General features: G+C 58.7%; 29 protein-coding genes. 11 read left to right on the top strand and 18 right to left on the bottom strand.

Translation table 11 applies throughout. The features are described from left to right. On the top strand, positions 1-708 hold a 708-nt coding region (locus tag BN1115_RS22535; protein WP_167335549.1), incomplete at its 5' end, for a hypothetical protein. A gap of 780 nt (positions 709-1488) precedes the next feature. On the opposite strand, the gene BN1115_RS05905 is transcribed toward BN1115_RS22535, so the two are convergent. Beyond that, a complete protein-coding gene (locus BN1115_RS05905) occupies positions 1489-2121 on the bottom strand; it encodes a hypothetical protein (RefSeq protein WP_050070493.1) in 633 nt (210 codons plus the stop codon). 261 nt (positions 2122-2382) lie between these two features. Here BN1115_RS05905 and BN1115_RS05900 point away from each other — a divergent pair, with 261 nt between their 5' ends. After that, entirely contained in the window at positions 2383-2763 is a 381-nt protein-coding gene (locus BN1115_RS05900) for a VOC family protein (RefSeq protein ID WP_042656446.1), read from the top strand. A 163-nt stretch (positions 2764-2926) separates the two neighbouring features. On the opposite strand, the gene BN1115_RS05895 is transcribed toward BN1115_RS05900, so the two are convergent. The 10 genes from BN1115_RS05895 to BN1115_RS05850 all read right to left on the bottom strand — a co-directional run bounded on the left by BN1115_RS05895 (position 2927) and on the right by BN1115_RS05850 (position 12238). Further along, positions 2927-4423, bottom strand: a complete 1497-nt coding sequence (locus BN1115_RS05895; protein WP_042656445.1) for a peptide MFS transporter — start codon at positions 4421-4423, stop codon at positions 2927-2929. A gap of 497 nt (positions 4424-4920) precedes the next feature. After that, positions 4921-5373, bottom strand: coding sequence for a hypothetical protein (locus tag BN1115_RS05890; protein WP_042656444.1), 453 nt, complete (start codon positions 5371-5373; stop codon positions 4921-4923). 318 nt (positions 5374-5691) lie between these two features. Further along, the gene (atcC, locus tag BN1115_RS05885) at positions 5692-6597 is read right to left on the bottom strand and encodes a cold adaptation protein AtcC (protein WP_042656443.1); all 906 of its coding nucleotides are present in this window, start codon (positions 6595-6597) and stop codon (positions 5692-5694) included. An 11-nt stretch (positions 6598-6608) separates the two neighbouring features. After that, positions 6609-7373: a cold adaptation protein AtcB gene (gene atcB / locus BN1115_RS05880; protein WP_042656449.1), complete on the bottom strand. Its 765-nt coding sequence runs from the start codon at positions 7371-7373 to the stop codon at positions 6609-6611. A gap of 12 nt (positions 7374-7385) precedes the next feature. Beyond that, positions 7386-7916, bottom strand: a complete 531-nt coding sequence (gene atcA, locus BN1115_RS05875) for a cold adaptation protein AtcA (RefSeq protein WP_042061898.1) — start codon at positions 7914-7916, stop codon at positions 7386-7388. 26 nt (positions 7917-7942) lie between these two features. Beyond that, on the bottom strand, positions 7943-8227 hold the full coding sequence (gene atcJ, locus BN1115_RS05870; protein WP_042656442.1) for a cold adaptation protein ActJcold adaptation protein ActJ: 285 nt from the start codon (positions 8225-8227) through the stop codon (positions 7943-7945). A gap of 277 nt (positions 8228-8504) precedes the next feature. Continuing rightward, on the bottom strand, positions 8505-9023 hold the full coding sequence (locus tag BN1115_RS05865) for a protein disulfide oxidoreductase (RefSeq protein WP_042656441.1): 519 nt from the start codon (positions 9021-9023) through the stop codon (positions 8505-8507). Positions 9024-9026: 3 nt separating this feature from the next. Then, entirely contained in the window at positions 9027-9770 is a 744-nt protein-coding gene (locus BN1115_RS05860) for a DsbA family protein (protein WP_042656440.1), read from the bottom strand. Continuing rightward, positions 9767-11809, bottom strand: a complete 2043-nt coding sequence (locus BN1115_RS05855; RefSeq protein ID WP_042656439.1) for a protein-disulfide reductase DsbD family protein — start codon at positions 11807-11809, stop codon at positions 9767-9769. The genes BN1115_RS05860 and BN1115_RS05855 overlap by 4 nt, the downstream gene beginning before the upstream one ends. Before the next feature lie 51 nt (positions 11810-11860). Beyond that, a complete protein-coding gene (locus BN1115_RS05850; RefSeq protein ID WP_042656438.1) occupies positions 11861-12238 on the bottom strand; it encodes a hypothetical protein in 378 nt (125 codons plus the stop codon). A 176-nt stretch (positions 12239-12414) separates the two neighbouring features. On the opposite strand from BN1115_RS05850, the gene BN1115_RS05845 reads away from it, so the two are divergent. From BN1115_RS05845 to pspG, 4 genes are all read left to right on the top strand, one after another. Then, positions 12415-13143 (top strand): 1-acylglycerol-3-phosphate O-acyltransferase, encoded by a 729-nt coding sequence (locus BN1115_RS05845; protein ID WP_042656437.1) that lies wholly within the window; start codon positions 12415-12417, stop codon positions 13141-13143. A gap of 210 nt (positions 13144-13353) precedes the next feature. Continuing rightward, positions 13354-14016 (top strand): phage shock protein PspA, encoded by a 663-nt coding sequence (gene pspA, locus BN1115_RS05840; RefSeq protein WP_042656436.1) that lies wholly within the window; start codon positions 13354-13356, stop codon positions 14014-14016. Between the two features lie 2 nt (positions 14017-14018). After that, positions 14019-14225: a PspC domain-containing protein gene (locus BN1115_RS05835; RefSeq protein WP_042656435.1), complete on the top strand. Its 207-nt coding sequence runs from the start codon at positions 14019-14021 to the stop codon at positions 14223-14225. A 48-nt stretch (positions 14226-14273) separates the two neighbouring features. Continuing rightward, positions 14274-14492 carry an envelope stress response protein PspG gene (gene pspG / locus BN1115_RS05830; protein ID WP_005335871.1) on the top strand — a complete coding sequence of 73 codons (219 nt, stop codon included), beginning with the start codon at positions 14274-14276 and terminating at the stop codon, positions 14490-14492. A gap of 90 nt (positions 14493-14582) precedes the next feature. Here the strand turns inward: pspG and BN1115_RS05825 are convergent, their stop codons facing one another. Further along, positions 14583-14927, bottom strand: a complete 345-nt coding sequence (locus tag BN1115_RS05825) for a GIY-YIG nuclease family protein (RefSeq protein WP_042656434.1) — start codon at positions 14925-14927, stop codon at positions 14583-14585. Positions 14928-14970: 43 nt separating this feature from the next. Here BN1115_RS05825 and BN1115_RS05820 point away from each other — a divergent pair, with 43 nt between their 5' ends. Further along, complete coding sequence (locus tag BN1115_RS05820) at positions 14971-15705, top strand: substrate-binding periplasmic protein (protein WP_042656433.1); 735 nt, start codon at positions 14971-14973, stop codon at positions 15703-15705. Here the strand turns inward: BN1115_RS05820 and rarD are convergent. Next, the gene (gene rarD, locus BN1115_RS05815) at positions 15687-16577 is read right to left on the bottom strand and encodes an EamA family transporter RarD (protein ID WP_042061910.1); all 891 of its coding nucleotides are present in this window, start codon (positions 16575-16577) and stop codon (positions 15687-15689) included. The two genes, BN1115_RS05820 and rarD, sit on opposite strands and share 19 nt — an antisense overlap. Positions 16578-16676: 99 nt before the next feature. Here rarD and BN1115_RS05810 point away from each other — a divergent pair, with 99 nt between their 5' ends. Then, positions 16677-17258: a uracil-DNA glycosylase family protein gene (locus tag BN1115_RS05810; RefSeq protein WP_042656432.1), complete on the top strand. Its 582-nt coding sequence runs from the start codon at positions 16677-16679 to the stop codon at positions 17256-17258. Between the two features lie 10 nt (positions 17259-17268). On the opposite strand, the gene BN1115_RS05805 is transcribed toward BN1115_RS05810, so the two are convergent. Further along, on the bottom strand, positions 17269-18126 hold the full coding sequence (locus BN1115_RS05805) for a DMT family transporter (protein WP_042656431.1): 858 nt from the start codon (positions 18124-18126) through the stop codon (positions 17269-17271). Positions 18127-18217: 91 nt separating this feature from the next. On the opposite strand from BN1115_RS05805, the gene BN1115_RS05800 reads away from it, so the two are divergent. After that, the gene (locus BN1115_RS05800; protein WP_042656430.1) at positions 18218-19108 is read left to right on the top strand and encodes a LysR substrate-binding domain-containing protein; all 891 of its coding nucleotides are present in this window, start codon (positions 18218-18220) and stop codon (positions 19106-19108) included. A 9-nt stretch (positions 19109-19117) separates the two neighbouring features. Here BN1115_RS05800 and znuB read toward each other — a convergent pair whose 3' ends face one another. Beyond that, a complete protein-coding gene (znuB, locus tag BN1115_RS05795) occupies positions 19118-19897 on the bottom strand; it encodes a zinc ABC transporter permease subunit ZnuB (protein WP_005354863.1) in 780 nt (259 codons plus the stop codon). A gap of 21 nt (positions 19898-19918) precedes the next feature. After that, positions 19919-20695: a zinc ABC transporter ATP-binding protein ZnuC gene (gene znuC / locus BN1115_RS05790; protein ID WP_005354861.1), complete on the bottom strand. Its 777-nt coding sequence runs from the start codon at positions 20693-20695 to the stop codon at positions 19919-19921. A gap of 93 nt (positions 20696-20788) precedes the next feature. Between znuC and znuA the strand changes: the two genes are divergently transcribed. Then, a complete protein-coding gene (gene znuA / locus BN1115_RS05785; protein ID WP_042656429.1) occupies positions 20789-21733 on the top strand; it encodes a zinc ABC transporter substrate-binding protein ZnuA in 945 nt (314 codons plus the stop codon). Between the two features lie 67 nt (positions 21734-21800). After that, positions 21801-22475 carry a transglutaminase-like cysteine peptidase gene (locus BN1115_RS05780; protein ID WP_042062932.1) on the top strand — a complete coding sequence of 225 codons (675 nt, stop codon included), beginning with the start codon at positions 21801-21803 and terminating at the stop codon, positions 22473-22475. Here BN1115_RS05780 and BN1115_RS05775 read toward each other — a convergent pair. Continuing rightward, a complete protein-coding gene (locus BN1115_RS05775; RefSeq protein ID WP_042656428.1) occupies positions 22470-23411 on the bottom strand; it encodes a TAXI family TRAP transporter solute-binding subunit in 942 nt (313 codons plus the stop codon). The genes BN1115_RS05780 and BN1115_RS05775 overlap by 6 nt on opposite strands. Further along, on the bottom strand, positions 23408-24706 hold the full coding sequence (locus tag BN1115_RS05770) for a LapD/MoxY N-terminal periplasmic domain-containing protein (RefSeq protein ID WP_042656427.1): 1299 nt from the start codon (positions 24704-24706) through the stop codon (positions 23408-23410). The genes BN1115_RS05775 and BN1115_RS05770 overlap by 4 nt, the downstream gene beginning before the upstream one ends. Positions 24707-24906 lie beyond the last annotated feature (200 nt).

Below are 24906 nucleotides of genomic sequence, written 5' to 3'. Positions count from 1 at the left end.
CTTATTCGCACCTTCCCTAGTGCTTTAGTTAAAGGGGTGGAGGATATATCACATTTCGAAACTAGTATGGTCAAACTATCTTATATGTTGTCGTTTGCGCTAAACTCTCAGGTTGTATTTTACTCATACATAGAAAGCACAAATAATCAACCATCATATGGCAAACAGCTCTCAGTTATCGGTGTGTATTCAGGTGCATCACCACTATTAAGTGCTACCAATGGATTGTTGATAAAAAGATTCATTGAAAGCTGTTGGGTTCGATTTGATGAGCTCTATCATACAAGGCGGTTGAACGTTGTTATTGACTATTTTACAACAGCTGACGCTAAGCAATTGCAAGTCGAGATAAAGTTATCACTATTTTACACATTGCTTGAATGCTTAAAGTCCACATATGCGAAAGCTAATGGCCACCAATTTAAAGATGGTTGGTTTTATTATAGGGATAGTGATTGTAAAATTAAAGATAGCTCTTTATTGATTAAAAGAATGCTCTCTGATGTTGGCATGGAGTTGCCTTGTGGAATTCTGAGGGAACGCAATAGCCTAATACATGAAGGTATATCGTTAGCAAATGGAGAGAGTGTTTTTATTTTGTATTCACAAGGGCGGGACTTGATTGGTGAGTATATTTTAAGAACTCTTGGTTTTTCAGGTGAATATTGTTTGCATAATGGACGGGGAATGGAGACGAAAGAAATATAACTCTTGTTATTCTGATTACGCTTAGCTGAGCGAGCCGACTTGATTCAATGCTCTACCGCATGTCGATTACTGCTGTGATAGCTTGCTCCCCCTCATCCCCGACCCTTCTCCCGCAAGGGGAGAAGGGAGCCCAGATTGCAGCAATTTTGGAATGGCGTAACAGCTACGGCTACAGGTTGGCAGGTGCATGCCCGTAGGTCTGATTAGCGAAGCGTAATCAGACGATCGCGAAAACAGGTTGCCGCTATTTTGTTGGTGCTCCAGCTGATCTCTTCTCTATGTCCATAGCCACCGAGATTGCGGTGCGGACGATTACGCTGCGCTAATCGACCCTACCGCCTCTGTTTTATTTGACGCTCTGCTGCTTGTCGATGGCTCGCTCCCCCTCATCCCCAGCCCTTCTCCCCCTGTTTTATGGCAAAGAGTGGGAGAAGGGAGCTCAGATCGCGGCAATTTTGGAATGGCGTGACAGCTATGGCTAAAGGTTGGCAGGTACTTGTCCCCTCTCCCCTTGGGAGAGGGTTAGGGTGAGGGGAGGTAACCGTAGGGTGCAATGAAATTGCACCGTTATTGAATCCGCGAAATTGCCGATGTAATGGATTGCACGGATTGCCGCTACCCGGCGGCGTGAGCGCCCAGAAATGCCGCCATGATGGTAAACAGCAGCCAGTCATTGATAATGTGCGCGCCGGTCGATACCCAAATATTTTTGGTAATGAGGTAGCCACTGAGCAGCACAATGCGGGCCGTTCCGATAACCAGAAAACATTGCACGAAATTCTACTCATAAGTGGGCAGATGCAACGCTCCGAAGATAAGCGCAGTACAGAGCCAGGCGGTGATAATGGCACGCTTGCGCGTCATGGCGAGTCTTTGGTGACAACACCAGAGCACTGCCAGAAACGGCAAGATGGAGACCACCTCCTCACCGAACAGCTGCGGGGCCGTTTTTAAATAAAAGAGGATGAGTGCCGTATCGGAGGCCTCTGCCAGCAGGGCGTTGGCCGGGTTTGCATTCATCTTGAAAACAAGCTGCAGCAACAATGCCACGGTAAAGGAGACCAGAATATTGGCGCCAGCAATGGCGACCATCAACAGAACATCCCGCCATGTCGGCGTGCGAAACAGGGCGCGCCACCCTTTACCCACCATGATGGCGAGTACAGCCAGCGGAATTAGCGGGAACAGGATGGCGGGCACAAAGCCGCCCATGGTGGTTTTAAAAAATGCGACAGGCACCGTCAGCATCGAGAAACCCAGAGCTGCACCCAGCAGGAGCAGTACCCAGTGGCGGGCAGATAATGCATGGGGCCCCTCGCGATAAAAGGGAAAATCCCCGGCACTTTTGCGCTCGAAACCATAGCAATCCTTGTCATTCAATACCGGCATGGCGGCAGATTGATCTTCACTCATGGCGTCTCTCGATATGTATTCGGGTGTGGTGCAGACAATCGTACACCAAGGTTGTGCCCCGCGAGGTCGCAGCGGCAATGGGTTGTGCAGGTCGCCCCACAGCACATGGTTTGTCTCTTGTCCCCAGCGAACTCGTGCTTCTCAGCGTACCATCTCGTCTTTTGCCCCGTCTGCGTGGATCTGATGGATGGCTTCATGGCAATAATGGGGGCATGATCCTGCCTGCACGGCGCTATCGCTCACTAACAAGGAGGGGGTTCGATGGTCAATATTGGGATGCATTTCGAGATTCCGGTAACGGATATGCAGCGAGCAATCGCCTTCTATTCTGCCGTTTTTGATATCGAGTTCGAACGAGTGCAAATCGATGGCAATGAAATGGCGCTATTTCCGCTTATTGACGGTGCCGAAGGCTGCTCTGGTGCGTTGGCCAGAGGGGAGAGTTATGTCCCGAGTCTGGATGGCACGCGTATTTATCTGACGGTGAACGATATTGAGCGGGTGATGGCGGATGCCCTATCGGCGGGCGCCAGGTTGCTTTACCCCGTGACCCGGGTGGGAGAAGCCATCACGGTGGCCGAGTTTCAGGACTCTGAAGGTAACCGGATTGCCTTGCTGGATAAGGGGATTTGCGCTGATTAGCGAAGCCTGAACAGGGATTAGCCAACCGGTGCGGGCCATCAAACCTGCCAAAACGAGAGGGCCCCGCCATCCATAATGACGGGGCCCTTTGTATTAGCAGCAGCGTTGCTGATTCAGCCGTTCAGTCTGGTTGGGGCCGGTTACATGGCTGGCCCGCACCCGATCAGACGGGAATGGCAGCTCCTGCCGGTGGCGGGGTGATCTTCGAGGCGATCAGCTGGCGCAGGCGGGGCACCAGCAGCAGCAACACCACGCCGCCCGCCAGCGAGCCCCAGCCGAGCATATTGAATACCGAACTGTAACCCGGGTTGGTGGCGAGCGGGGTGCTGCCGATATTTTGCGGCATGGCGCCGGAGACATAGCCCGCCAGCACCGAGGCCACGCCGGTCACCATCATCCAGCAGCCCATCATCAAACCTTGCAGGCTGGCGGGGGCCAGCTTGCCGATCATGGCGTAGCCGATAGGGGAGATCAGCAGCTCGCCCAGGCTCTGCAGCACATAGCTGATGGCGATCCACTTGAAGGCGACCAGCCCGTCAGCCCCTGCCAGATGAATGCCGATCGGCAGCACCAGCATCCCCAGCCCCATGCAGAACAGGGAGGCGGCAAACTGGGAGGGGATATCGATATTCCAGCCCTGCTCGCGCAGCCGTTTGAACAGCAGCGCCATCAGTGGGCCACCGATGACGATGACGATGGTGTTGATGTTCTGGATCCACTGGGGGGCGACCCGCAACCCGAACACGTTGAGGTTGATGTTGTGCTCGGAGAAGAGCATCAGCCCCATGGGCGCCAGCTGGTAGAGCGACCAGAAGATCAGGGAGCCAAGGGCGAGGATCAGGTAGGCCACCATGCGGCTGCGCTCGGCGGCGTCCGGGTGGCGGGCGGTCATCACGCAGAGCAGCACCAGCACCACGGCCCCCAGCATCAGCACGAAGCTGCCGCTGAAGCTGGCGTGGGTCAGCAGCAGGCGCAGCGCCGGCACCAGCATAGCCAGAATGGCGAGGCCGCCGAGCATCCGCAGGTAGAAGCCGCGCCCCTTGATATGGCGCAGCGGGGTGTTGATATCCGCCAGAATCGGCCAGAAGAACAGGGTGGCGATGATGGCCAGCACGTTGCCCAGCGTCGCGAACAGGAACAGGGTGCGGTAATCCTCGGTGAGCTGGAAGTAGCCCGCCACCGAGAAGCCGATAAAGAAGCCCAGATTCATCCCGGCGTAGTTCCACAGGAAGGCGCTCTCGCGGCGGTGATCATCCGGGGCGAAGCGCTGGGTCAGCATCATGTTGAGGCAGGTGACGTTGAGACCGCTGCCGGTAAGGAACATGGCGAGCCCCCAGTAGAGGCCGGTGATGCCCATCTCGGCGATGAGGTAACAGCCGATCACCTGCAACACCATCCCCATCACGAACAGGTTGCGGTTGCTGAGGTAACGCCCGCCGAGGTAGCCGCCAAACAGGTGCAGGCCGTAGTTGAAGGCGCCGAAGATCCCCATCATGGCGTTGGCCTGGGATTCGCTAAAGCCGAGTCGCTTGGTGGCGTAGAGCACCAAAGTGGAGTAGAGCACGGCAAAACCCAGGGTGGCGAAGGTCTGGATAAAGAACAGGGCGCCTGAGCCGGGTGGGACGGCGGCGTGATGAGGGTGTGGTGTCGAAGCGCTCACGGTCTGTCTCCTGTGAGAAGAGAAAATCACAACTCATCCTGAGAGCGTACCGGTCTGCTGCCGGCTAGCCTTTGGCGCTTCCATGCTGGTTTCAAGGCTGGTCTGTCATTTAGCGACCAGCCCGATCAAATTGCCAGACCTTAAATTTAATCCGGCGCGATTAATTGCTTTTTATTGATCTATTCCGCCTTTTTATGCGGGCGAGACCGTGATTTCAGCTCGATTTACCATGCGATTGCGGTACGTCTGATGTGATCTTGTCGGTCTTCTTGTGCCAATTTATGCGGTGTGGTGCGATATTCATCCCGTTTATTACCCCATCACGTCACGACAATCCGGCTGTTGCGTCGCATGTCATTTATTCATCTCTGGGCATTGGGTGAATAAACATTGAAGGAGGGGGAGGCAGAGCTGCGCAGAAGAGGACGGGCCTGCAGACTGAGCCGGTTTAAAAACTCCAAAGCGGCAAAGCAATGGAGTCTTACCATTGGGATTGATCACTTATTACTTAGGTTTGGTGCTAATTTTGACAGTTCGGATTTATCAAGACCTTTCTCAAGTCCGGACATTGCCTTTTGTACTTCGGGGCTTGAGAATAGCTCGGTTGCTGCAACTTGACCTAACAGTTGGAAGCTGGTGGTAATTGTAGCGTTTCCTTCATACGCCAGTGCTTTTGTCGTCTGTTCCTTACATGACTTTGTCAATATTTTTGTAAATAACTTGCCAGTCGTTTCATTTTCTTTATCCAGTTCTTTTTGTGACACGTTTGCAATTGATTTCACTGCTGGGTGCGCAGCTGCGGAAGCAAACATCCATCGAACGAGGGAGGTGCGATCCTCTTTGGTTGTTGATTCTATGAGGCATTTTGCTAGTTCATCGCCATAAGGGCCGGCGTTTGCCGCGTGTGACAAGAAGAGGCTGATCGCGATAACGGCATATTTTGTTTTCATAAAAACCTTCATATAAACGGCAGTTAAAAATAGATGTGTAAATTGATTTTAATTAAGTGTCTGCAGAGAATTGTGTCCATATTATCCAAATGACAAAAGGAATCAAATAGCTCCTTGTTGTGTTTGGAAAATATTTATAGATTCTATATGCAGAACAGCAAAACACAGAAATTGTTGTGGATTATGTTAATTACCCGCCGTTGTGATTCATCCTGTACTTGTTTTGTCACACAAAGCAGCAGATATAAAAACGCCCGGCGGGCCGGGCGTTGTGGTGCGACTGATTGTGGTGCGACTTAAGGGGCGACGAAAGCGGCCTTAGAAGTCGTGGTAGAGCGGCCAGCCGAGCAGCGGGTGCTTGAGACCGGCGCGCATCTCGAAGTTGTCGAGCTTCTCCGGCGAGGCGTTCTCTTTTTGCAGCAGCTGATACTGGCGCACAAAGCCGAGGGTGTGCAGCAGGTTGGGGACAAACCCCTTGCTGAGATCCTGACGCAGACCGGCGATCAGTTCGCCCGGCAGCTCTGCCAGCAGCAGCTCCAGCTGGGCGGCCAGATAGTCGGTGTCGTACCACGCCTCGTTGAGCTCAATCTCCCGCGCCAGTTTGCGCTTGAGATCCTGCTTCACCTTGAGTTTGGCGGCGCCGCTGCCATTGCCGCAGAGAATGCGGTAGAGCAGCGCTTCGGCCAGCTTGTCTTCCATGGTCGGGTGGTCGTTTTCGCAGGCGAAGCAGTGCTGATCCAGCAGGGTCATCAGGCGGACCTTGTTATGCTCGGCCAGCGCTTTTTCGTACTCCTGCCACCCTTGCCACTCTTCCACGTCCGGCGGGCTGGAGATCTTGTCCAGCAGACGGGCGTCCACATCCCCAAAGAGGTTGTTGCCGCCGGGCTGCTTGCTGCTGACGGAGATCAGCATCGACCAGCCTTTCTGGAATGGTTTGATGGGCCCTTCCGGCGCTTGCAGCAGGGCGAGCGCTTTAGCCGTGTCGCGCTGGGAGAGCTCCTGCAGGCCGAGGCTCACCACGCCGATCACGTCGTGGGCGGCCTGCTCCAGCAGGTGCATCTTATACTTGTTGTAGTACTTGTCGGCGAACTTCAGGCTCATCAGCACCGCCTTGCCCTTGATGGCGGCGAGCTGCTGGTCGGTCAGCCGTTCATTTTCGCGGCCAAAGCGCAGCACCTGAGTGAGAAAGGGGCCTTGATTGACGTCGCGTATCACTAGTTGCATTGCGGGGTTCCTCAATCCAGAAAGCTGAACATGTCGTCGACTTCGGCGTACTCGTCCTCGACCTTGTTCTTCTCTTTGGCCTGCATCACCAGCTCGCTGGCGAACTTGTTGATGATCCCTTCCCAGCTGGAGTGCTCGTTGCGCAGCAGCGCCTTGATGGATTTCTCCACCTCGGGGGTCAGCTCGCGGATCAGCATCAGCAGGCTGCGCGGGTCATCCAGCGCGTAGTCATGGGCATCTTCGCTCTGCTGGCGATTGCTGTAGGAGAGCGCCTCTTCCAGATCTTCCTCTTCCGCGTGCAGGGGGTCGTGGAAGCCTTCTTCATCCTCGTAGCGATCGCCACGGTAGAACTCGATAAAGGGGATGGCGAGGTAGAAGAGACCGGCCGGATCGTCGGCGACGCACTCGAGGATCTCGCGCTGCTTCGCTTCGCTATCCTGGGTGCGGATCAGGTAGTTGAGGAAGTCGAAGGTGTGCTGTTGCAGCTCGTCGGCGTTGTTCTTGATCGCCTCTTCCCAGTAGAGCGGCTGCTGGCAGACGATGTCGCGGATCCGCTCCGGGGTCATCAGTTCCGCGATGATGGAGGGGAATGACATGTCATGCTGGCCGTTGATCTGGGTCAGGGTGACGATATCGATCTGTTCAATGACTTCGCCCAGCTGCTCATCGGACATGGTCTTGGCGATCAGCTCGAACTTTTCGCTGGCCTGCTTCGGTTCGATAACAGCCAGCTCTTTGATCTCGATGGCGGTAATTTCTATCAGACTGTTGTTCATGCGTTGCCCCAATTAGAAACGTACTTCGTCGTACATATCCTGATCGCCGTCGTCGTCACCATCACCGTTGTAGTCGGCGTCGGCATCTTCCCCGTCTTCATCTTCGTCGTCACGCAGTTCATAGTCGTCATCGGCACGGCGGCCACCGCGCGGCAGCGGGTTGTCGAGCTGGAACAGCACGGCGCAGGCTTCGATCAGCTGATCTTCGCTCTGGGCCCGTACCGCTTTGACCAGCGGCAGATCGGCATTGTTGAACGCCACCGACACCTTGAATTCGTCCCATGAGGGTTGTACGCCGCCGGTGAGCCATTTGTTCCACTCGGGCTTGGTCTTGGCCGGGAACTGCACTCGGCCATAGAGGGCCAGCGGCAGATATTCGGGCATAAACTCCAGCATGCTCATATCGGCTAGCAGCAGGGTCTTCATCTGGCCGGTGAACTGTTCCAGCGCCTTGGGGTCATCCTGATCCCGATAGGATTCGATGTTCTCGCTGGCATCACTTATCAGCGCTTTGATACGCGCCTGATCCCATTTTTTTTGCATAGTGGCTCTTCTTTCCTGCGTAGGCATCAGGGGTAGAACTGATCCCACATCTCCTGCATGGCAGCAGCGGGATCGGTCACGATAACGTTGTTGAAATCCTTGATAAAGGCGGCGCGCTGTTTCGGGTCGGACAGCACTTCATAGGCCTGCTTTACCTGGTGCAGCTTGATGGCTGCCAGCTCTCGCTCTTCTTCGCTCGCCCCTAACAGCTTATCGGGGTGGTACTGGTTCGACAGCCGGCGATAGGCTCTTTTGATGTCGTTTTCGTTGGCGTTGGACTTGACGCCCAGCACCCGAAAGTAGTTGTTCATGGCAGATCCTGCATCACTGGCATCATCGGATTCACACTGCGGGTGCCTGATGGTGGGGATTGGCAAACCAGGCACGGCAAAAACCCGTCATTTTAACGGAAACGGCCCCCCAAAGCGATGAATTGGGCGACGAATTAAGGGGCGGGATGAAGAGGTGTCAGTTGAGCGTCTATTGTTGCCAGTCGGTCTGGCCAGTGCAAGGGCCGCGCACGGGAAGGCGATGAAAAAATGGCCATCCGGTTGGGATGGCCATGTTGAAGGCAACGATGTGGTGTGGCTAGAGCGACGCCCACCAGAGCCTCAGCTGCAAGCCCCACTTCGAGCTCCAGCCGGTGGTGCTGCTCACCAGCTTGCCATCCTTGATGACGAGGAAGGTCGGGGTGACGCCCACCTGCCACTTGGCGGCCAGCTCTCCCGACTGGTCGTTGTGGGTCGCAAAGGTGAGCCCCTTCTTGCTCATCCCCTTGCCTAACTGCTCCGAATTGCCGGAGCGCAGCGCCACCGTCAGCACGTTTTCACCCTCTTGCCAGAGCTGCTGCACGGTCGGGGTGGTGAAACGGCAGACGCCGCACCAGCTGGCCCAGTAGTAGACCAGCAGCGGCTTGCCCTGACTTAAGGTAGCGAGATCCGTGCTGCTGCCATCCTGCAGGGTGACGGGGGCGCTCATCGCCCCTTCAGGCAGGGTCGGGCTGCGCCACAGATCCATCAGGGTGGAGATGACGATGGCTATCAGCAGCAGCCAGAGCGCCTCCTTGCCCCAGCGTCGCCAGCGGGGTTGAGGATTGATTGTTGTCATCCCTTACCCCAGCTTGGCCAGTTCGGCCTGCACCAGTTGCTCCAGCTCCTCATAGGGGATGGCGCCCGGCACCAGCTGGTTGCCGATAAGCGTCGCCGGTGTGCCCTGTACCCCCAGAATGGTGCCGATGCGCAGGCTGTTGCGCAGCTCCTCGGTCGCCTTGCCCTCCGGTTTGAGCGCCACATTGCCGGTGGCCGCCAGCGCCTTGTTGATATCCGCCTCGGTCAGCATCCCCTGCTTGCTCATCAGCTTGTCATGCAGGTCGAGGAAGCGGGCGGGATCCTGCTGCCACAGGGTCAGGCTGTACTGGGCCGCTTTGGCGGAGGTCTGCCCCTTGAACGGCAGCAGCTTGATCACCAGCCCCAGATCGTCCGGATAGGCCTTGAGCAGCTTGGTCAGCTGGGGATCGAACTGCTTGCAGTAAGGGCAGTTGTAGTCGGTGAACAGCACCAGTGTCAGCTTGGGATTCTTGGCGCCGAGGCGCGGGCTGGTGGCGCTGTTGAACAGCACATCCTTGTTGCCCTTGATGAAGTTGCCAAGCTGCGCCTCTTGGGCTGCCGCGTTCTGCTTCTCCCAGGATTCGGCCGCCTCGTCGAGGATCTTGGGGTTGGCAATCAGGGTTTCGCGGATCAGCTCCTTGATGCGCGCCTCCTGCTCCGCAGTGAAGGGGGCGGCGTGCAGAGCCGGGGTTAGCAGGGCTGCACAGAAAGAGGCCAACAGGGGCAGGGCGCTCAGGGTTGATTTCATTTGGTGTCTCCTTGAGAAGTGGCAATGCCTGCTTGCGCCAGGGTGGCAAGCAGGGTCGGGCGGTCCAGCAGGGGCGAGAGGATCTCGCCACCCTGCAGGTCGGGCCCGTAGATCTGGTTGAAGGGAATGGCCACGCTACCGCGTTGGCGCAAGAAGTCGGCGATGCTGGCAGAGGGGCGGCTCCAGTCCCCGCGCAGGGCCACCACATCGGGGGCGCTCAGCGCGTTTTGCACGTCATCTCGCAGCAGTACGTTGAATTTGTTGGCTTTACAGGTAATGCACCAGTCGGCGGTGACATCGACAAAGACCCGCTTGTTCTGGGCCAGCGCATCCTGGATGGCTTGCTCCGTGAGAGGCTGCCAGTTGACGGTATCTCGCTGGGGTTTTCCTTCCATCGTAAAGGCGCCGCCCAGCAGCAGGGCCCCGCCCAGCAAGCAGCCCAGCGCCAACCCCAGGGTCACGCCCCGAATGCCATGGCGCCACACGACGGCCAGCAGCAGGGCGGCCAGCATCAGCGCCATCAGGATCAGCATCCAGAATTGACCGACATGGTTGCCGAGCAGGCTGAGCAGCCAGAGGCTGGATCCCAGCATCATCAGGCCGAGCAGCATGCGCAGTCGCCCCATCCAGCGGCCCGGCTTCGGCAGCCAGAGCGCAAGACGGGGGAAGGCGGCGATCAGCAGCCAGGGCAGGCTCATGCCGAGGCCAAGCGCGGTGAAGATCAGCCACAGCTGACCGAGTGGCGCTGCCAGCGCAAAGGCGACCGCGGTGCCAAGGAAGGGGGCGGAGCAGGGGGTCGCGAGCAGGGTGGCGAAACTCCCCTGCAGGAAGTGGCCGCCGAGGCCGTTGCCGCCGCTGGTGGCGAGGCGGGTGCTGAGAGCGCTGGGCAGCCGGATCTCGAACAGCCCCAGCAGGTTGGCGCAGAACAGCGCCGTCACCACCACCATAAAGCCGATAAACCAGACGCTCTGGAACTGGATGCCCCAACCGACGGCGCCTTGCGTGGCGCGCAGCAGGGTGCTCATGGCTGCCAGCATCCAGAAGGAGGCGATGATCCCGGCACTGGCCGCCAGAAATTGCAGGCGAACCGGACGGCGCTCACGGGTTTCCAGCTGCAACACCGACCCCAGCTTCAGTGCCAGCACTGGCAGCACGCAGGGCATCAGATTGAGGATCAGGCCACCCAGCAGGGCGGCGCCCAGCAGCCAGAGCAGCGAGTGCCCCTGACTCGGCAGGGTTAGCGGGTCACCTATCTTGAGTTCGCTCTGCCAAGCCTGTTCACCGTTGGCCAGTACCAAGCCGAGTGGCTGGTTACGGATGTCGGGCGCATCGCCCTGCCAGCCATCGCTGACCGGAATGCGGGCGATCAGGGTGTTGTCTTGCACCTCCAGCTCGGGTTTGCCAAATTCGGCGCCCTCCAGCCGTTGGAGGAAAATCTGCGGATCCTGCCAACCCTGCGGGTTGTCGGCAGTCAGCTGCAGCTGGTTTTGCTGATAACCCGCTTTGAGGATGACGGTCTCCGGCATGGCTTGTGGCAGCTTGCTCATCGCCTGGGCGTAGGCAAAGTCGAACCCTTCCGGCGCAGTGCCATCCAGTGCCAGGGTGAAGGGGTAGTCAGTCAGGATGCAGACATTGCTACAGGTTGAAAGGCGCAGGGTGCCCGTCAGCGCCTCGCGGCGGCTGTGGGCAAGCGTGATGGGGAGGCTGACGGTCTTCTGATAGCCCTGGGTCGAGATGCCGCTGACCTCAAACCGCTCCGGTACGGGCCAATGCCACTGCTGCGCAGCTTGCGGGTCATCCCAGAATATTTCAGGGGCAATGCCGCCTTCCCCCGGGTTCTGCCAATAGGTTTTCCAGCCGGATTCGAGCTCCAGGCTGAGTAGCACGCGCGTTTGGACGGGATCACGGGCGTCGGCTTGCAGCCGCACTTTTGCGTGATCGTTTTGGGGACTGGCAAGCCAGCCGGTGTCGCTGGCCAATCCCATGGATTGCCACAGCAGACCGCCTATCAACAGGGCCGTCTTGATGATGTTTGACATTTTTTCTGTCTCTTGAAAATGGAAGTTAGGGTGGTGTAAACCGCGGCTAACTCATTCTCGCCAGACACAGAGAGTAAGATGCAGTCGCCGTTCAGGCGGAGATATGTTCCGAGGTGGGGGCAACGCTGGTGAGCGGCGCGACAGCGGCGCCAGCAGGGTAATCACGAAGGCGATGGCAAAGAAGATCTGTTCAACGCAGAGCAGGGTAGCGGCGCTCAGCCACTTGCCGTTGAGCTGGCAACTGGTGGGCTGCGGGCTGGCCGGTTTGGCATCCTCTTGATCCATCGCGGCGCTTGGCACAGGCAGTGCCTGACAGCTGAGGGCCTGATCGAGTTGGGCCAGCCGGGCCAGCGGCTGGGCCGCACAGTTGAGCACCAGAATGCAGACCAGCAGCAGGAGTCTTGTCGCCACGCGTTGTCGCAAAATCATGCTCGCCCTACCCTGTTGAATGGTGCATATCCTATCGATCAATAATGTCAGGGGCAAGTCAGCGGGATTCGATAAGACCATATGTACGATGCGGGGTGGTCAGTTCTGTCTGGCGAACGCTTGTTCGCTAAAAGGGGGATCAGTATACTGCGCCGAGTTAAAACTCGAGGTGTTCGATGCTCAAAATTGCCCGTGTGCTGCTGCTTGGTCTGCTGCTCATTTTCTGGTTCCTGTTCGGCCTGCTGCTCTGTCTGGTTCGTCCGCGTCATCCCAACAACGTCTATGTCTTCGCCCGCATGTATCACGCGGTTTGTCCGCTGATCGGGCTGCGAGTCAAGGTGACGGTAGCCGATGAGGTCAAATCGGTCGGCCCGGCGGTTTACGTCTGCAACCACCAGAGCAACTTCGACATCTTCACCGTGACCGGTGCGGTACAGCCTGGTGTGGTGGCGGTCGGCAAGAAGAGCCTGCTCTGGCTGCCCCTCTTCGGCCTTATCTTCTGGCTCTCCGGCAACGTGCTGATCGACCGCTCCAACCGCTCCCGTGCCATCGGCACCATCGGTCAGGTGGTGGATCGGATCAAGAATCGCGGCACCTCCATCTGGATGTTCCCGGAGGGAACCCGCTCCAAGGGGCGCGGTCTGCTGCCGTTCAAGGCGGGTGCTTTCCACACTGCGGTGCAGGCTGAGGTGCCGGTGGTGCCCATCGTCTGCTCCAGCTACTTCGGCCAGATCGACCTCAATCGCTGGGACAACGGCGAAGTGCTGGTGGACGTGATGGCGCCGGTCTGCAGCAAGGAGCACGGTGCCAGCGGCATTCGCGATCTCTCCGACACCTGCCGTGCCCGGATGGAGGCCAAGCTGGCCGAACTGGACAGCAAGCTGGGCCACAGCCACGCCGCCTGACGGATAGCGCAGCTGAATCGACAAGGGAGCCACTGGCTCCCTTTTTTGTTGGTTAAAATCACCACTTGGTTGGCTATTTTCACCAACAAACCGTTCTTGAATTTCCTCAATAAATTCCCATCTATATGTAAAACAACAATAATTTTTCTTGGCACGGCTCTTGTAATGCAATGGGGAGAGATAGCCATCCCATCAACAAGGAGCCAGACCATGAGCGTATTCAGCCGCCTGACCGACGTGATTAATGCCAACCTGCACAGCCTGCTCGACAAGAGTGAAGAGCCGGAAAAGATGCTGCGCCTGATGATCGAAGAGATGGAGCAGGTACAGGTCGAGATGCGAACCCAGGCCGCCCGCGTGATTGCCGAACAGAAACAGTTGGAGCGTCACCAGCAGGCGTTGCAGGCGCAGATCCTGGAGTGGTCGGCCAAGGCCGAGCTCGCCATCCAGAAAGGGCGTGAGGATCTGGCCCGTGCCGCCCTCACCGAGAAGTTGGCGGAGGCCAAAAAATGTGAACAGCTGGAGCAGGACAAGGCCCGGGTGGCCGAGGTGCTGGCCCAGCTCACCGCCGACAGCGAGCGACTGGCGGCCAAGCTGACCGAGGCCCGCGAGAAGCAGAAACTGCTGACCCTGCGCGAGCAGACTGCCCACAGCCGCATTCGTGCCCGTGCTCAGGTAGACAACCAGCGCATGCACGAGCTGATGGCGCGCTTTGACGGTTTTCAGGGCCGGGTCGATCAGCTGGAAGCCCAGCTGGAGGCGGCCACATTGGGGCAGAATCCCTCGCTGGAGGCCCAGTTCCGCGAGCTGGAGCTCAATGACGAGATCGAGCGCGAGCTGGCTCGCCTCAAAGGCCAGAAGGCGGAGGTGTAATCATGAGCCCCTGGCCCAAGGATCTGGTGCATCGCAAGCTGACCGGGGTCTGCGCCGGGATTGCCAGGCGGTTGGGGGTCTCCAGAGTCACGGTGCGGGTGGTGGCACTGCTCGTCCTGATCCTGATGCCGCCGCTGGCACTGGCCGCCTATCTGCTGGCGGTGCTGGTGATGCCGCCCCGTTATGAATTGAAGCGCTGGCTGGATTGACCGAAGGGTTGACCAGCCGGCAGACAAGGTACTGATAAGGAGCAAGTTATGCTGGAATTTTTCATCTTGCTGGTGGTGCTGCTGGTCATGGCACTGACCGGTTTTACCCTGGTAGCCATGTTGCTGGTGAGCGGCCTGTTTGTGCTGCTTGGGGCGCTGGGTGGCATGCTTGCTCTGATCATCAAGCTGGCTCCCTGGTTGCTGCTGGTGCTGGCGGTTTGCTGGCTGATCAGCAACCGCAGCAAGCGTTCCAATACCTACCTGTAACCTGCCTGAGGTTGTGCAAGACGTTGTGTGATGCTCCCTGATTTCCCCTTTCCGGCCACTCATTGAGTGGCCTTTTTTTGCCTGTCATCCTCAAGGCCGGGTGGCTGCGGGTAACCATTGCGGGCTCCAGCTCTGCCAGAGCGCAGGGTGCAGGATCAGCTGCTCCTTGAAGGATTTTGGCTGCTGCTTTAGGCGATATTCGATGCGCAGGGCTGCCCCCTTCTCACCGACTTCCTGCTGCCATACCAGCGTCAGCGGTCCCTTGCCGCGCAGGGCGCGAGAGCCCTTGCCACTCTGGTGCTGGCGCAGGCGGCGCAGTGGGTCCGTGCTGATCCCGGTATAGAGCAGGCCGGTGGCGGTACGCACCATATAGACAGACCAGTGGGAGGGTTCGGGCGGTTGCGGCGCGGGTGTGGTGGTCGCGGACTCTCTCATTCAACGTCTCTGTGCCAAACTCAAAGCAGCTCAAGGAGGTGCGATGAGAGTCTGGTTCTGGTTGTGGTTACTGTTGTCGGTCCCGGCTCAGGGGGAGACGCTCCGTCTTTACGATTACCATCAGCATCCGCCCTTCAATACCGGTGGAGAGGCTGGGTTGAGCCACGAGCTGGTTAAGTATCTCAATGAAAAGCTGGGGGGGGAACCCAGGATCGAACTCTGGCTGGTCAATCGCGCCCGGCTGGCGCTGGAGATGTCGGATCCCGACTTCGACGGTCTGGTGGTCTGGGTCAATCCCGCCTGGGTGGGGGATCCCCAACGCGAGCGCTATCTCTGGACCTTTCCGGTGATGCGCGACACCAACGAGCTGATCTCGAGCATCGACAAGCCGATCACCTATCGCGGGCCAGACTCTCTCAAGGGGCTGGTGTTTGGCGGGGTGGAGGGCTATCGCTACCAGGGGATCGATGAGGCGGCCGCCGGGGGGGACCTGGTGCGCCACGATGCCAAGAAGGTGAAGATCAATCTGGATCTGCTGGTGCGCGGGCGCATCGATGTGACTCTGGTGCCCGGGTCGGCCCTCGCGTTTTTCACCCATGTCCCGGCCTATGAGGGTAAGCTGTTTGTCTCGCCCTTTCCCCAATCCAGCTATACCCGCCATATTCTGGTGCCCAGATCTCGTGCCGATCTCCATGCTCGTCTCAACGATATCGCCGAGCAGATGGACCGGGATCCCCGCTGGCACCAGGTACTGGAGTCCTATCGCGGTACGCCCTGAGGGCGGCGCTTGAGCCGGTGCAGCGGTAGCAGGCTCACCAGCAAGCCCGACCAGACGAAGGCGAAGCCGACCGTCTTGATGGGGTCCGGCGCCTCACCAAACCAGTAGATGGCGAGCAGGAAGGCGAGGCTGGGCTCGATATATTGCAGCAACCCCACCGTGCTCATCCGGGTTCTTGCCACCGCGTAGCAGAACAGCCCCACTGGCAGCAGGGTGGCGGGGGCACTGCCCATCAGCAGCAGCTTGTCGGCCAGATCCCCGTTCACGAATGCCCCTTCCCCGTGCCACGCCAGCGTGCCGATGATGATCAGCGCGACGGGCAACTGCACCATGGCTTCCAGATAGAGGCTGGTGCCGGTGTCGTAGTGGATCTTCTTCTTGATAAGGCCGTAGCAGGCGAAGTTGGCCCCCATGATGAGGGAGAACCAGGGGAGCTGGCCGTAGCAGAACAGCATGTAGGCGAGCCCTGCCAGCGCCAGCGCGACCGCCAGATGCTTTTGCGGGGTGAGCCGCTCTTTAAGGAAGATGACGGCGAATACGATATTGAACAGTGGGGTCATAAAGAAGGCGAGGCTGGTGGTCAGCACCTGTCCGGTGGTGAGGCACCAGGTGAACATGCACCAGCTGATGGACATCACGGGGCCCGCCAGAAGAATGAGGCCGAGCTGGCGCGGCTCGCTGCGCAGTTGTGCCCACGGCACCTTGTGGCCAAGCAGCAGAAACAGGACGCCCAGCAGCACCACAGACCAGAGCACCCGGTGGGAGATCAGCTCCCACATGTTGACCTCGGGCATGAATTGATAATAGAGCGGCAGCATCCCCCACAGGATGAAGGAGAGGGTCGCGGTGCCGGTACCTAGCCAGTTTTTCATTATTGTCCGTTTATTAAATTAAACACCCATGGCGATAGTAGGGGGCGCGCCTTGTTTCCACAAGAGGGAAAACAGGGAAATGCTGGTACTATCAACATCATGCAGAAAATCGATACGTTGTTTGAGCAAATCAGGGCCTGCCGTCTGTGCGAGGCTCATCTGCCGCTGGGGCCTCGTCCGGTGATCCGCGGGGCCGAGAGTGCCCGCCTGCTGATCATCGGTCAGGCGCCCGGCACCCGGGTGCATGCCAGCGGTATCCCGTGGGATGACCCCTCAGGTGACAGGCTGCGCCAGTGGCTCGGGGTCGATAAGGCCACCTTTTACGACGAGTCGCGCATCGCCATTATGCCGATGGGGCTCTGCTATCCCGGCAGGGGAAAATCCGGCGATCTGCCGCCGCGCCCCGAATGTGCACCCACCTGGCACGACAAGGTATTGATGCTGTTGCCCAACATCGAGCTGACCCTGCTGATTGGCCAGTATGCACAGGCCCATTACCTGCGGGGGGCGGCCAGGGGGTCGCTCACCGAAACGGTGCGCAGCTGGGCCGACTATGGCCCCGGCTGGCTGCCGTTGCCGCATCCTTCACCGCGCAATACCCTCTGGCTCAGGAAGAATCCCTGGTTCGAGGATGAGATCGTCCCCCATCTGCAGCAAAGGGTCGCCCCTTTGCTGGAGTGACCCTGAGCTGTTAAACAGCCGGTTCGGCCAGCGGTTTGGGTTTGCTGCGGGCCATGGCAACCAGCGGCAAGATGATGCAGAGGCACCCCAGCAGCAGAGGCAGCCCCGGCTGCTCGTCAAACAGCCATACCCCGATGGCCACAGCCATCAGCAGGCCGGTGTACTCCGCCGAGGCGATCTTGCTCGCCTCCGCCTTGCGATAGGCCACCACGCACAAACCCGCATAGACCATGATCAGCGCCGAGGAGCCGAAGGCGGGCCACCACATCTGCCACTGCCAGTCCCCACCTTCCCACAATGCCAGCGCCAGAATGAAGGGCATGCTCAGCACGTTGGTGAAAAACAGGGTTTGGGCGATGGGTTGCTTGAGCGGGATCCGCTTGATCAGCAGGTTGTTGAGCGCCATCGACAGCGCCACCCCGAGCGCCGCCAGTGCGGCCCAGTTTACTTCGGTTGGGCGCAGTACGATCAGTACCCCGATAAAGCCGAGCAGCGCGGTCAGCACCTTCTGGCGCGAGATCGCCTCTCCCGCCATCCACACCGCCAGCGGCACCATCATCAGCGGCGCGGCATAGAAGAGGGCATTGGCGGTGGCGAGCGGCAAGCGGGTGAGGGCGACCACCATCAGGCAGACGCCAACCGCCCAGATATGGGCCCGCAGCAGGTGCCACTTGATGGCGACTGGCGGGTTGCGGCGCCATGACCAGAGCAGCCAGGGCATCAGCAGAAGGGCGGCCGAGAGCTGGCGGAAAAAGACAAACTGGAAGATGGGCTGATCCGGCTCCAGTACCTTGACCAGTGCATCGGAAAAGACCGCCACCATGTTGCCCAGCACCAGATAAAGGATGCCGATCCCTACTGCATTCATACCACCTCCCACTTCAGATGAGGGGAGGGTAGCGCGAGGGCCGTTATCCAGTAAAATGATAAAAAATGACCACTCATGAGATATTTAGATAATGAAGCTGCCACCCCTTCGTGCCGTGCAATATTTTGAAGTGGTCGCCCGGCTGCTCAGCTTCTCCCGCGCCGCCCTTGAATTGAACGTCAGCCAGAGCGCGGTCAGCCACCAGATCCGCCTGCTGGAGGATTTTCTGGGTGAGCGCTTGTTGCTGCGTCAGGGGCGGCTGCTCTCCCTGACGCCGCAGGGGGAGAGCTACTTTGAGGGGATTGCCGCCGGGCTCAGCCAGATTGCCCAGAGCAGCGAGCAACTGCGCGGGGGCGGCGAGATGCGAGTCCGGCTCGCGGTCTACAGCTCGTTTGCGGTGAAGTGGCTGATCCCCCGTCTGGCTGGGTTGCGCCAGCTTTACCCGGAACTGGATTTGAGTCTGGAGATGGTGGCGGAAGACCCCGAGCTCTCTGATCGGGTGGCGGACTGCTTTATCACTGTGTCGCCCCACGGGCGGGGCTATTGCCACGATTTGATCTATCAGGAGCGGCTCTTTCCGGTCTGTAGTCGCCGCCTGTTGCAGCAGGTCAGCGGGGAGTGGCCCGAGGCCATCTGGCAGCTGCCGCTGCTGTCGGTGCAGTCCATCTACAAGGCGCGGGGCGAGGATTGGCAGCGCTGGGCCAAGGCGGGCGGGCTGGTTATTCCGGATGAGGCGCGGATGCACCACTTCAGCCATGTGCTGCTGGCGATGGAGGCGGCGGCCTGGGATCAGGGGGTGGCGTTCGTGAATGACTACATGCTGCGGCCCGATGATCCCCAACTGGTGGCCTTGCCGGTACACCAGCTGGAGACGGGGGATGCCTTCTACTTTACCTGCAAGCGCTCGCGGGCCCATGAGCCCGCCATCAGCCGGTTGCGCCAGTGGCTGATGATGGAGACACGCCAGAGCATGCCGCTCTAGCCTGCGCCGTTACGCTCTCTTGAACTGGCTCAGCACAAACAGGCTGGTGGCGCAGACGACGACCGAGGGGCCTGCCGGAGTGTCCTGATACCAGGAGAGGGTCAAGCCACCCAGCACGGCGAGGCAGCCGATTAGCGCGGCAAAGCCGGCCATCTGCTCCGGCGTCTGGCTGAAGCGGCGGGCAGTGGCGGCGGGGATGATCAGCAGGGAGGTGATGATCAGCGCGCCGACAAACTTCATCGCCACGGCGATCACCAGCCCGATCAGCAGCATCAGCACGCAGCGCAGCACATCGACCCGGATCCCCTCTACCCGCGCCAGCTCTTCCGAGATGGTCATGGAGAGCAGGGGATCCCACAATCGCCACAGGGTGAGCAGCACCAGCGCGCCACCGCCGTAGATCCAGAGCAGATCCATCGGTTGTACCGAGAGCAGGTCGCCAAACAGGTAGGCCATCAGATCCACCCGCACGTTATCCATAAAACTCAAGGTAACCAGACCGAGGGACAGGGCGCTGTGGGCTAGAATGCCGAGCAGGGTATCGGTCGCGACCTGCTGGTTGCGACTCATGATCACCAGCAGCATCGCCATGGCGAGGCAGCAGACCACCACCGCCAGGGTGAGATCGACCTGCAGCAGGATGCCCAGCGCGATGCCGAACAGACAGGCGTGGGAGAGGGTGTCGCCAAAATAGGCCATCTTGCGCCATACCACGAAGCTGCCGAGGGGGCCGGCCAGCAGGGCGATGCCGAGACCGGCCGCGAGGGCGTATAACAGAAAGCTGTCCACTTGAATGTCCTGTTGCTTGCGCTATTTACTGTGAGCGTTGTTGCGAGAGGGCAGGCGGATGACGGGAGCCTGCGGTTCATGATGATGGTGTTCGCCGTCGCAGTGGTGATGGTGGGTATAGACCGCCAGCACCTCCTGCTCCGGTCGCCCGAACAGACGGGCAAATTCGGGGTGGCGCGCCACGCTTTCCGGCTCGCCATGACAGCAGACGTGGCGATTGAGGCAGATCACCTCGTGGGTGCTGGCCATCACCAGATGCAGGTCGTGGGAGACCATCAGCACGGCGCAATTGAACTCGGCGGCGAGCTGGCCGATCAGGGCATAGAGCTCGATCTGGCCGGTGATATCGACCCCTTGTACCGGCTCGTCCAGCACCAGCAGCTCGGGCTTGACCAGCAGGGCGCGTGCCAGCAGCACCCGCTGCATCTCACCGCCGGAGAGTTTTTGCATCCGGTTTTCCAGCAATCCTTCTGCGCCAACCCGGGCCAGCGCTTCCTCGATGGAGAGGCGGCTGTTTTTGCCCAGTTGCAAGAAACGGCGCACCGTCAGCGGCAGGGTGGGATCCAGATAGAGGCGCTGGGGCACATAGCCGACTCTCAGGTCGCGACTGCGGGTGATCTTGCCCGAATCCGGCGTGAGCAGACCCAGCACCAGCTTGCTCAGAGTGCTCTTGCCCGCCCCGTTGGGGCCGACCAGGGTGGTGATTTTGCCTTTATTGAGGGTAAAGGAGACCTTGTCGAGCACAGAGCGTCCATCAAACGAGAGAGAGACCTCTTTCAGCTCTACCAGTTGGCTCATGACAACTCCGGGGTTTACAGCCAGTGAGAGTTATAATATAACAAAAAGCGGCTGTTATATTATCACATACTCACCCCCTGACGAGATTCATCAATGAGAATTATTGCGCTTTTCACTGCCTTGCTGGCGGTGAGTTTGCCTGTTCGTGCCATTGAGGTACTGACCACCATCAAGCCCCTTGGCTTCATCGCCGCGGCGATCACTGACGGGGTGAGCGAGCCCAGGGTATTGCTGCCGACCGGCGCCTCTCCCCACGATTTTTCCCTGCGTCCCTCCGATATTCGCAGCATCAACAGCGCTGGTCTGGTGGTGTGGGTCGGCCCCGAGCTGGAAGGCTTTATGGCCAAGCCGCTGGCCAACCATCCCCATGCTCTGGCCCTGACTCAGGTTGAGGGGATGCCGCTGTTCAACTACGCGACTCAGGATAGCCATGACTCCCATGATCATGATGGGCACGATCATGACCACGCAGCCCACGAGCACGGTGACCATGATCATGATGAAGGGCATGAGGGACATCATCACGAAGGGGTCGATCCCCATATCTGGCTTGGCCCGACGCAGGCCAAGGTGATTGCCAAGGCGATCGCAAGCGAATTGGGCAAGCTGGATCCGGCCAATCAGGATCGCTATGACGCCAACCTCGCGGCATTTGATGCCAAGGTGGATGCCAAGGACAAGGTGATTGCCGGCCAGATGAAGGCGGTGAATCAGAAGGGGTACTTTGTCTTCCACGAGGCGTACGGCTATTGGGAGCGCCACTACGGCATGAGTTCAAAAGGTCACTTCACCGTGAGTCCGGAGCGTCGCCCGGGTGCCAAGACCCTGGTGGATATTCGCAAGGCACTGGAAGAGAAGCAGGCGAGCTGCATTTATGCCGAGCCGCAATTCTCACCGGCAGTGATCGAATCGGTGGCGCGCAATACCGGTGCCAAGGTGCTGTTGCTGGATGAGGTGGGTGAACAGGTGCCGCTCGGCCCGGATGGTTATCCCCAATTCATGCAGCAATTGGCTGACGCATTCGCCCAGTGTCGCTGATCACCGGCTGAGCCTCTCATCCGGACGGACTATACTGACCTCCAGCATCTGACATGGAGTGTCCGGTATGAAATGGTTGTTGATCCCGGCCTGCACCCTGGCGCTATGTTGCGCCAGTGTGCAGGCATCGCGTCTTTCCGAGTACATTGCCAGTCCGGAGCTGCGGGCCAAGCTGCAGGAAGTGTATGGTGGCCGCGCCATTCAGCGGGCCGAGGCTTTTTCTCGCCTGCTGGCCCCCAGAGCGGGCACGACCGACCAGCAGAAGATCGAGCTGGTGAACAACTACTTCAACAATCTGACCTACAGCGAGGACCCCAGGTTGTGGGGGGATGAGGATTATTGGGCCAATCCGCTGGAGTTCATCGGTGCCCGCGGGGGGGATTGCGAGGATTACAGCATCGCCAAGTACTACACCCTGATGGAGCTGGGGGTGGATGAGAAGAGGCTGCGGCTGGCTTATGTCAAGGCAGTCAAATACAACCAGTTCCACATGGTGACGCTCTACTTCCCGACTCCCAAATCTGACCCGCTGGTGCTCGACAACATCAACAGCCGGATCCTGCCCGGTAGCAAGCGTACCGATCTCATCCCCGTTTACAGCTTCGATGCCAAAAGCATCTGGATCATGAAGTCACGCCGGGAAGGGACGCTGGCGGGGAGTGCCGATCGGTTAGCGCAGTGGACATCGATGAAGACCCGTTTCTCCAGCGAGCAACTGCGCTCTCCCCGTCGTCAGCTATAGCTTGCCCGCCGCTTTCAACTCCTCGAAATATTTTGCCGCGCCCGGATGCTGTTCAATGCTCAGCACCGGGCCGGTTTTATTGCGCGCCCGGTGAAACATATTGGCATAGCCATAAGTCTGTCCATTGAACTTGGTCTGCTGGGTCAGCATGGCCTTGGTCAGGCGATAGACAGACGCTTCCGGCATGGCGGCATTGGTGACCAGGGTGGCGGCGATGGCAAAGGTTGGCGTCGCCTTCAGATTGCCAGGGTAGATGCGGGCTGGCACCTGACTGCGCTGGTAGTAACTGACCCCCTTGAGCAACTGATCCCGGGTGGCTCCCTCTATGGCAAGAAAGCTGACGGGGCAGCGCTTGGCAGTATCCAGCACGATCCGGTTCGGGTGCCCCATCACCAGTGCAAATGCGTCTATCTGCTTGCTGCAGAGCGCATCCGGCAGGTTGGCCATGCTCTTCAGGTCGAGGTCCTGCTCTTTCGCTCCCAAGATGTTGAACAGGGCCAGCGCCGTCTGGCGGGTTCCCGAGCTCTTCAGCCCCATGTCGATGGGGGCGAGCTTGAGCTGTTCCAGTGAGGTGATATCGCCATCGGCACGGATCACTATGGTGAAGGGCTCGGCATGGGTGGCAAACAGGGCACGCAGCTCAGGTTGCGGCTGCGTGGCAAAAGGGCCAAAGCCCTTGCTGGCCTGATACAGCCAGTCCGATTGCACCATGGCGTAAGAGGTCTGGCCGCTCTTCAGTCGCTGCAGGTTTTCTATTGAACCCGATGTGGCTTGTAGCTTGCACTCAAGTTGTTTATCGACCTCATGGGCCAGCCGGCAAAACTCTTTGGTTATCTGGTGGTAAATCCCCTGCTCACCACCGGTGGCGATCGTCACGGTTTCAGCCATCAGGCCGGGTTGCCACAGCAGGGGCAACAGTATGGCGAGCTTTTTCATGATTGCGCCTCCCTGGCATAACCATCGATACCCCAGGTCCGCAGTTTGTCGATGTCGCGGCACTCTCCCGATTCCGCCAGCAGGGTATAACCGGCGGCATGCATGGTCTGGGAGAGCAAATTCCAGTAGAGCGGCGCATCGGTCAGCTGGCAGCTGATAAAGATGGGGTTGAGCGGGTCAAGTTGATTGAAGGTATCTGCATTGAGGGGAATGGCGCTGAAGGCGAGCTCACACCCCTGTTCCTGTAGCGCGGCCAATGTGGCTTGGCCGTGGGCGGGGAACGTGGCCACATCCCAGCGCCAATCCAGTGTCTTGCCGCGTCCCTGGCTCAGCAGGGGGGCGATTTCTGACCATTGTGGATGATTGAGCAGGGAGAGGGGCAGCAAGATCCCCTCAATATGGGAGTGCTGCCACTGTTGCAGAGCGGTCTGGATGGTCGCGAGATCGCTGTCTGCTCCGAGGGGCTGGTTGGGCAAGAAGCGCTGGTAGAGCGCGATATCCCCTTGAGTTGAGACAAATTTTTGCAGTTGCCCGCCTTCCGGCAACGGGCTTAGCCCTTGCAGCGGCTGCGGGTGGGTCAGTGGCAGCTGTTTGCCCAGCTGGGTGATCTTGAGCCGTTGTTGCAACAGATCCCGTTTGCGTTCGGAGACCAGTTGGTTGATGGAGATCGCCACCTCTTTGAGATCCTGCAACCAGGGTGTGGGCAGGGTGCTGTTGAACTGGTGTTTGCGGACCCGGATCAGCTGCAGGTTGATCTGCTCCAGAGGGTGCAGCAGGCGTTTGCAGACCAGGGAGATCACCAGGGTAAACACCACCAGCCCCGCCAGTAGCGCCAGACCGGTGCGGCTGATGGCATTCCACAGATGCTGGTAGGCGTAACCGCTATGCCCCTCCAGTGTCAGGGTGCCCAGCATGCGCCAGCCATCGGTCAACTCTTGCTCAATCTTGACGGGCGGCATGCCGATAACCGAGGGAAGCCAGCCGGGAACATTCTGCTGGGTCGAGTGGAAGACCTTCTGAAACAGCAACTGGCCATCGGGATCGATCAGGGTGACCGAGCTGACGAAGCCGCCATCAAACATGGCATTAACGATGGTCTCTGCCAGCACCTTGTCGTCATTTAACAAGGTTCCTTGCAAAACCAGTCCAAGGGCCGTGATGGCGGTTTCCAGATTGGCTGACATCTGGTCGAGGATGGACTGGCGGACTGTCGTGACTTCCAGTGCGAACAGCAGCGCTGCACCTATCAGGAACAGGACGACAATTATTCTGATTAACAGTTTTGCTAACGACATATCCACTCCATGGAAAAGTTATCGCAACATTTTGGGTTTCTATTCAGAATCGAATCCGACCCGGTTCTTAAAAATAGGAAAAAATGGTTAAAAAAGACGATCATTTCTGCCCATCCGGGCGGGTTATGCATAAAATGTGAGGTTCATGCAGATTGCGATGAACTATTTGTAACTTTTTTTGTCCAACAAACAGTTTTATA

Origin of the sequence: Aeromonas allosaccharophila (genome assembly GCF_000819685.1) — a bacterium.
GTDB classification, from domain to species: Bacteria; Pseudomonadota; Gammaproteobacteria; order Enterobacterales; family Aeromonadaceae; genus Aeromonas; species Aeromonas allosaccharophila.
This window is presented reverse-complemented; position numbering and strand designations above follow the sequence as displayed.

What these genes read in the sequence shown, in the direction of transcription:
- BN1115_RS05825 (WP_042656434.1), bottom strand. Translation starts at nt 14,927, where the DNA reads ATGAGAGAGTCCGCGACCACCACACCCGCGCCGCAACCGCCCGAACCC.
- BN1115_RS05835 (WP_042656435.1), top strand. Translation starts at nt 14,019, where the DNA reads ATGAGCCCCTGGCCCAAGGATCTGGTGCATCGCAAGCTGACCGGGGTC.
- atcC (WP_042656443.1), bottom strand. Translation starts at nt 6,597, where the DNA reads ATGCAACTAGTGATACGCGACGTCAATCAAGGCCCCTTTCTCACTCAG.
- BN1115_RS05845 (WP_042656437.1), top strand. Translation starts at nt 12,415, where the DNA reads ATGCTCAAAATTGCCCGTGTGCTGCTGCTTGGTCTGCTGCTCATTTTC.
- BN1115_RS05810 (WP_042656432.1), top strand. Translation starts at nt 16,677, where the DNA reads ATGCAGAAAATCGATACGTTGTTTGAGCAAATCAGGGCCTGCCGTCTG.
- BN1115_RS05805 (WP_042656431.1), bottom strand. Translation starts at nt 18,126, where the DNA reads ATGAATGCAGTAGGGATCGGCATCCTTTATCTGGTGCTGGGCAACATG.
- znuC (WP_005354861.1), bottom strand. Translation starts at nt 20,695, where the DNA reads ATGAGCCAACTGGTAGAGCTGAAAGAGGTCTCTCTCTCGTTTGATGGA.
- BN1115_RS05775 (WP_042656428.1), bottom strand. Translation starts at nt 23,411, where the DNA reads ATGAAAAAGCTCGCCATACTGTTGCCCCTGCTGTGGCAACCCGGCCTG.
- BN1115_RS05890 (WP_042656444.1), bottom strand. Translation starts at nt 5,373, where the DNA reads ATGAAAACAAAATATGCCGTTATCGCGATCAGCCTCTTCTTGTCACAC.
- atcJ (WP_042656442.1), bottom strand. Translation starts at nt 8,227, where the DNA reads ATGAACAACTACTTTCGGGTGCTGGGCGTCAAGTCCAACGCCAACGAA.
- atcA (WP_042061898.1), bottom strand. Translation starts at nt 7,916, where the DNA reads ATGCAAAAAAAATGGGATCAGGCGCGTATCAAAGCGCTGATAAGTGAT.
- BN1115_RS05770 (WP_042656427.1), bottom strand. Translation starts at nt 24,706, where the DNA reads ATGTCGTTAGCAAAACTGTTAATCAGAATAATTGTCGTCCTGTTCCTG.
- BN1115_RS05780 (WP_042062932.1), top strand. Translation starts at nt 21,801, where the DNA reads ATGAAATGGTTGTTGATCCCGGCCTGCACCCTGGCGCTATGTTGCGCC.
- pspA (WP_042656436.1), top strand. Translation starts at nt 13,354, where the DNA reads ATGAGCGTATTCAGCCGCCTGACCGACGTGATTAATGCCAACCTGCAC.
- BN1115_RS05850 (WP_042656438.1), bottom strand. Translation starts at nt 12,238, where the DNA reads ATGATTTTGCGACAACGCGTGGCGACAAGACTCCTGCTGCTGGTCTGC.
- znuA (WP_042656429.1), top strand. Translation starts at nt 20,789, where the DNA reads ATGAGAATTATTGCGCTTTTCACTGCCTTGCTGGCGGTGAGTTTGCCT.
- atcB (WP_042656449.1), bottom strand. Translation starts at nt 7,373, where the DNA reads ATGAACAACAGTCTGATAGAAATTACCGCCATCGAGATCAAAGAGCTG.
- BN1115_RS05855 (WP_042656439.1), bottom strand. Translation starts at nt 11,809, where the DNA reads ATGTCAAACATCATCAAGACGGCCCTGTTGATAGGCGGTCTGCTGTGG.
- BN1115_RS05900 (WP_042656446.1), top strand. Translation starts at nt 2,383, where the DNA reads ATGGTCAATATTGGGATGCATTTCGAGATTCCGGTAACGGATATGCAG.
- BN1115_RS05860 (WP_042656440.1), bottom strand. Translation starts at nt 9,770, where the DNA reads ATGAAATCAACCCTGAGCGCCCTGCCCCTGTTGGCCTCTTTCTGTGCA.
- rarD (WP_042061910.1), bottom strand. Translation starts at nt 16,577, where the DNA reads ATGAAAAACTGGCTAGGTACCGGCACCGCGACCCTCTCCTTCATCCTG.
- BN1115_RS05905 (WP_050070493.1), bottom strand. Translation starts at nt 2,121, where the DNA reads ATGAGTGAAGATCAATCTGCCGCCATGCCGGTATTGAATGACAAGGAT.
- BN1115_RS05800 (WP_042656430.1), top strand. Translation starts at nt 18,218, where the DNA reads ATGAAGCTGCCACCCCTTCGTGCCGTGCAATATTTTGAAGTGGTCGCC.
- BN1115_RS05820 (WP_042656433.1), top strand. Translation starts at nt 14,971, where the DNA reads ATGAGAGTCTGGTTCTGGTTGTGGTTACTGTTGTCGGTCCCGGCTCAG.
- BN1115_RS05865 (WP_042656441.1), bottom strand. Translation starts at nt 9,023, where the DNA reads ATGACAACAATCAATCCTCAACCCCGCTGGCGACGCTGGGGCAAGGAG.
- pspG (WP_005335871.1), top strand. Translation starts at nt 14,274, where the DNA reads ATGCTGGAATTTTTCATCTTGCTGGTGGTGCTGCTGGTCATGGCACTG.